Here is a 5,835-nt window from a genome sequence, read left to right on the forward strand (position 1 = left end):
TTAATGCACAGCCAGCGGAACTGGCGGAATTGGTAGACGCGCTAGGTTCAGGTCCTAGTGTCTGCAAAGACATCCGGGTTCAAGTCCCGGGTTCCGCATCTCTCACACACTATGATTACCAGCTTGCAAAATCCGCTGATTAAACAAATGCGGAAGTTGCAGCAGGTTAAACATCGCCGTCAGCAGGGCAAGCTGCTGCTCGAAGGCACCCATTTACTTCAGTCTGCCTGGGCGCAAAATTGGTCTTTTGAGATTGTTTGCTATACAGATAGATGGCAAGCTAAATATCCCCAGGTATGGCAGCAAATTCAAGACCGAACGGCTCGGTTAGAGCGGGTCAGCCCAGAGGTGTTACAAGCCACTGCAACTACCGTTCATCCCGATGGAGTCGTTGCAGTCGTTAGTCGGCCAGCAACCCCATCTTTCCCGATTCAGACCTTAGGGCTAGCCCTAGAGACCATTCAAGATCCGGGTAATCTCGGGACCCTAATTCGAACCGCTGTGGCGACTCAGGTGGAAGGGCTGTTGCTCAATCAACAGTGTGCGGATCTAGAGAGTCCTAAAGTGTTGCGGGCTTCAGCTGGAGCCTGGTTTCATCTTCCCAAACAAACCGCAGATTCCTTCATTACCGAATTGCGAGAGTATCAACAGCAGGGTATTCAGCTCATTGCCACGGTTCCCAATGCGCCCCAAACCTTTTGGCAGGTGGATTATCGCCAACCCACCCTGATCTTGATTGGCAATGAAGGCGCAGGTTTATCCCAACCTGTGTTGGATTTGGCTGATCATCAGGTCAATATTCCGATTGCCCCTGGAGTGGAGTCGTTGAATGCTGCGATCGCAGCCGCGCTTCTCCTGTACGAAGTCCGTCGGCAACGGGGTAGCAAACCCGCTTGATTACGTTCAATGACATCCAATGGATTCCGCCCCAGAAGCCCATAGAATAAAACTACTTAGTAAAGCTGCTGCAATTTTTTAAAATTTTCTATGACCACTGAAACGTCCTCCGCCAATGAAGTTGCTGCTGATGATTATGTTGTCATCGGTCTAGCGACCTGCTTTGTCAAAAAAGAGAATAAGCTCCATCCAATCAAAATCGTAGAGCCGATTCCGTCTGCTGCTCTAGAAGCGATCCTCAAAGGGATTCCCACCTCCTACGAAATGGCAGTTGCAACCACAGTGGGAGCGGTTTGGTCTAATGAAACACCTCAAGCTCCTGCAGAATTCCCGGCTGAGGCCCAATTTTGTGACGAGTTTTCTTTCCGCCTCCAGGCCACAGCCCGTAGTTATCGGTCCCGCCCTGTTGCCAAAGAGCATCTCGCGCCGGGAGCCCTAAAAACAGACTTCAACTTCTCCACAGAACGGAAACGAATGCTCAATGCAGATCGTACGGTTAATACCGAAGACAATGTCAAACAGCATTCCCATACCCATAAGGTCCTCTAGTCTGAATTAACACGCTAAGGGAGGGGAGTCAGCCAAATCTCTTCATGGCTGGCGTTCCTCCCGCGAATCCTCTCACAAATAGGTTCAGGTCGCTGACCTAGTTCTCAGTCAAGATAGTGTTGAGAGGGATAAAGTCACTAGGAAGACTCAACTCCCTATCGGTTTAATAAACCCACACTTGATTGACTAGCGACCCATTCAAACTGGGAGATATTGATGTAACAATGCATTGAGATTTTTCTGGGGACTGGGGTTTAGGTAAGGCACTATCCACCATTGAGCCTCTCTATATTCCAATGCTGCAACAAACAGAATCGTCACGCTGTGCCATACGGGATTAGATAACGAGCATTGCCACAATAGGTCTTGGCTCGCATGATCCAAGATCCGCCAAAAAGCATTCTCAGTCTGGCTAAAATCTTGCTGCTGTTCTTCCCCACCATCAATAGAGACCACAAACAAAAGCTGAGTGATGTTCGCAGGTAACTTTGGCAGAGAAATGAATAGCTCCTCATCATCTCCGTCCCCCTCCCCCGTGAGATTGTCATTGAGCAACTTAATCGCGCCGGACGGATGGCGGGGGTGCCCTGCATAGATCATGTCTGCTTTGCCGGTCGCTAATTGTCCATTAGCCTCAAGCGCCAAAACCGCCATATCTAAATCCAGTACTGATTCCATCTGGGCATCCCAGCCCAAACCACAACGGAGTTGAGAAATATGACGAGGTAAAGCTTGAGGGACAGAATCTGGAGTCATACTACAGAGTAACGTTGACGTACCCTACACCATATCAAGATCAGGGTCCGGCATTGCTCAACTGTTCATAGACCGACATGCGGCATCAGCAACGCCCCCAGCAAACCAGCAGCTTCAATTCGCTACTTTCTCAGCGTTAAGACAACAACTGAATGCCACTACTGCAAAATTTAGTTACCAGAATTTCTAAATCTGGATCAGGAAGCGCCGTTTGTAATTGCGTCGCCATTAATTCTGCTTGCGATCGCGAATCTGCTAGCCCAAACACCGTTGGCCCTGACCCTGACATCATCGTGCCCAAGGCCCCAAAAGACTGGAATAAGTCACGAATTTCTTGCACCTGAGGGTATTCAGGCAATACCACTTTCTCCAAATCGTTGTATAGATGTTGAGGCACTTTTTGGGAGTCGCGATGGGAAATCGCGGCTAATAGTTCCACCGAATGTCCCTCACGCCGACGTTTTTCGAGCGTGTCTGGATCACGAGCATAGGACTCACTAAATTGCTGCCGATAGGTCTTGTAGGCCCAAGGGGTGGCAACGGACAAACTGCGATACTTCGCCAACACCGCATAGAGTTGATCCAAGTCAGGAAGCGGCGTCAATTCTTCCCCTCGACCTAAGGCCAAGGCTGTTCCTCCTGAAACACAAAAGGGAATATCAGACCCTAATTTGGCTGCATAGGTATGGAGTTCGGCTTGGGTCAATCCCAACCCCCACATCAAATCCAAGCCCACTAACACGGCTGCCGCATCCGCAGAGCCTCCCGCCAAGCCTGCACCAATGGGAATTTTTTTATCAATCGTAATGGCGACCCCCCCTTTGCCTGGGAACTGCTCCTGCATCAGCCGGGCAGCCCGATGGGCCAAGTTGGACGGATCGCAAGGCACCTGGGGATGATTACAAAACAACTGAATCCGCTCACCGCTCAGAGGCTGTAACTCGACAACGTCCGCCAGGTTAACGCTCTGCATCACCATCACCAATTCATGGAACCCGTCGGGTCGATCACCAATAATTTCCAACAGCAGATTGATCTTGGCGGGAGCTTTCAGCGTATAAGCATGCATCATAAGTTAGGGGACGGATTAACCGGTGCATTCAACACTCTACCTCGTCTATACCTGGCTTGGATGCACAGAATCACTTAAGGCAATCCACTGGGCGACACTCAGTTCTTCTGCCCGCGCCTGCAGACTGATATTTAAGGTATTCAAACACGCGGATAACTGGTCCCGATCCACCAGGGCTTTTAAATTATTGCGCAGCATCTTTCGACGACTGCTAAACCCTACTTTTAGTAAGGTTGACAGCCATTGTGGATTCTGTGCAGCTTGGGGATAGGGGCGTGGCGTTAACCGTACCACTGCCGACTCTACTTTAGGGGCAGGCTTAAAGGCAGAAGCAGGAACTGGACAAATCAATTCGCAGTTGGCTAGATATTGCGATCGCACCGACAATCCATTAAATGCCTTTGAACCTGGCATTGCCACTAACCGCTCAGCAACCTCCTTTTGAATCAACAACACCACCGTTTCATAGATGGGTTGTGCAGGTGCATCGATACTTCCGAGTAATTTACTAAGAATCGGACTAGTAATGTTGTAAGGGATGTTGGCCACAACCTTATTGGGTTGCGCACCGGCCAGCTCTGAAGACACATCCAGTTTCAGAAAGTCCTGCTCCAATAAAGTGAAATTGTCACGATCCTTGAAGGTATGACGAAGCGATTTGCATAAATCTCGATCGAGTTCAACTGAGATAACAGACTGAGCTTGAGCGAGCAGTTCTCGAGTTAAAACACCTCTGCCTGGTCCGATTTCAAGGATGCGATCTTCAGAACACAATTGGGCAGCCATTAGGATTTGGCGTAATACTGACTGACTCTGCAACCAATGCTGGGCAAAGCGTTTACGAGGCTTGACCATAATATAATATTCGATTAATTAACAGATAGTATGCAATAGAAACGGCTTGATCAAGTAAAGCATCAATGCCTAATTATTACGCTCTAAGATCATCAATATAAATCATAAAGAACTGATAATTTTATCGATTTTAGTCATGAAAATTGCAATTCCTGTGACCGAGATCACTTTTGAGCTATTGCTTACCGACTATCGTACAGTCATGCGGGTAATGAATTTCCTTATAGAAAACGGATTGCAAGCATACAAATTGCAACCTTGTTTTTTCTAGAAGGATTGGTGTATGACATAAAGGCTATTCTGAATAGTGCAAAGAATTCTTTAGCCTTCTTCTCAGCAAAATGTCAATAGTATTAATTAACATACCCCAAAGTTATGGACTTTGACGCCCTACGCATGCGCAGAAATCGAATTTTCAGCGTAATACGATTTAAGTATTTTCAAATCAAGTCGGCTTCAGACTTGGCAATATTGGCTATCTAGCTATCCTCAAAACAAGCAAGTGGAGTCAGCTCAACTAAGAGTTAATCTTCTAACTGTGATTTTCTACTGTATCTATTAAATGGATATCTAGTATTAGTTGCAATCAATTTTCCTGCCCATATTAGCGTGCTGGCTAGCTATATTCTCCCAGAGTAATCCTATACCTGTGGAGCACGTTATGTTGTGGACTTCTAGGAATCTCCACTGCTAATCATAATCTCTCTATTCAATCAAAGGATTAACCCATTTCTGTTGAGTTATCAAGTTTCCTATGGGAGAAAAATATATTTTTACTTCTGGATAGCAATTTTCCTGCTTCTTCCTAAAAGCTTAAATCCTTTTCAGCCTTATATTTAAGAAATGAGGAGGTAGCAAGCATAAAAATACTAATTAAAGTCATAAGAGTTGCCAGACAAAAAAGTCTCCATACTCTACAAGATATATATCCGATAAACCTTTTGTTCCAAAAGAAGATTTATTAGGTATAGAAATTCCATATTTTATTGAATAAACTATCTCTATATTTTTGTTTTGCCATAAAGTACGGATAAACATATTTTTATATACAAAAAACCACTCAAAAAAATACTTGACATTCTCTTTTTTTTCTGTATAAATATGAATAGATTGAACAAAGCAGCTCACACTAATAAAACAACTCAAGTGACGCTTCTGATTTCAATAACTCTAGTGATTTTATTGTTTTCTTTATTTAGTTAAATAAGCAATAAATCATAAAACAAAGGTCATTTAAAGTGCAAGTGAGGTTACATCATGTCTGAATTATTTACTGAATTATCTGATCAACAGCAAGAAATTGTTGCAGGTGGTTTTAGCTTAAAAAACTATAGCGGAACTAAGTTCTATCAGAACTATAAAGCAGCTGGAGCTACTGGTGGTTCTTATTCTGGCCCAGGTGGTTCTGCAGCTGGTGGTTCTGTCTATGGCGTTCATAACAAAGTTAATACTTGGGGTGGAAACTACCTGAACGTCAAAATGAGCCATTAAATTGATATGCGCCTGTTGGCAAAAAAATAGGCCAATAAGCGCATGCCCAAGATTAAGCAGAGACGACTCTTAACAGATTCATAGTTTGATATTGAATCTACTAAGAGTCTCAAATAAAACGACTGATTTTTGGTTTGCTAATTTCTTTATTTAGTGCAAGTGAGGTTACATCATGTCTGAATTATTTACTGAATTGTCTGATCAACAGCAAGAAA

At 44.9% G+C, this 5,835-nt stretch carries 6 protein-coding genes and 1 tRNA gene; 4 read left to right on the forward strand and 3 right to left on the reverse strand.

Annotated elements, in window-relative coordinates; translation table 11 throughout:
• Positions 1–14 precede the first annotated feature (14 nt).
• The 3 genes from Q0986_RS00380 (at position 15) to Q0986_RS00390 (ending at position 1,446) form a co-directional block, all read left to right on the forward strand.
• Positions 15–98 (forward strand) — tRNA-Leu (locus Q0986_RS00380).
• 13 nt (positions 99–111) lie between these two features.
• Positions 112–897 carry an RNA methyltransferase gene (locus Q0986_RS00385; protein ID WP_299402170.1) on the forward strand — a complete coding sequence of 262 codons (786 nt, stop codon included), beginning with the start codon at positions 112–114 and terminating at the stop codon, positions 895–897.
• A 90-nt stretch (positions 898–987) separates the two neighbouring features.
• Positions 988–1,446: a hypothetical protein gene (locus Q0986_RS00390; RefSeq protein ID WP_299402172.1), complete on the forward strand. Its 459-nt coding sequence runs from the start codon at positions 988–990 to the stop codon at positions 1,444–1,446.
• A gap of 198 nt (positions 1,447–1,644) precedes the next feature.
• On the opposite strand, the gene Q0986_RS00395 is transcribed toward Q0986_RS00390, so the two are convergent.
• The 3 genes from Q0986_RS00395 to rsmA all read right to left on the reverse strand — a co-directional run bounded on the left by Q0986_RS00395 (position 1,645) and on the right by rsmA (position 4,129).
• Positions 1,645–2,202 (reverse strand): TerD family protein, encoded by a 558-nt coding sequence (locus Q0986_RS00395; protein WP_299402174.1) that lies wholly within the window; start codon positions 2,200–2,202, stop codon positions 1,645–1,647.
• Positions 2,203–2,338: 136 nt separating this feature from the next.
• Complete coding sequence (gene ispE, locus Q0986_RS00400; protein ID WP_299402182.1) at positions 2,339–3,271, reverse strand: 4-(cytidine 5'-diphospho)-2-C-methyl-D-erythritol kinase; 933 nt, start codon at positions 3,269–3,271, stop codon at positions 2,339–2,341.
• A gap of 48 nt (positions 3,272–3,319) precedes the next feature.
• The gene (gene rsmA / locus Q0986_RS00405; protein ID WP_299402177.1) at positions 3,320–4,129 is read right to left on the reverse strand and encodes a 16S rRNA (adenine(1518)-N(6)/adenine(1519)-N(6))-dimethyltransferase RsmA; all 810 of its coding nucleotides are present in this window, start codon (positions 4,127–4,129) and stop codon (positions 3,320–3,322) included.
• Between the two features lie 1,257 nt (positions 4,130–5,386).
• Here rsmA and Q0986_RS00410 point away from each other — a divergent pair.
• Positions 5,387–5,620: a CTB family bacteriocin gene (locus tag Q0986_RS00410; protein WP_299402180.1), complete on the forward strand. Its 234-nt coding sequence runs from the start codon at positions 5,387–5,389 to the stop codon at positions 5,618–5,620.
• Positions 5,621–5,835 lie beyond the last annotated feature (215 nt).

The sequence above is a fragment of the Acaryochloris sp. IP29b_bin.148 genome (genome assembly GCF_028285565.1).
Taxonomy (GTDB): domain Bacteria; phylum Cyanobacteriota; class Cyanobacteriia; order Thermosynechococcales; family Thermosynechococcaceae; genus Acaryochloris.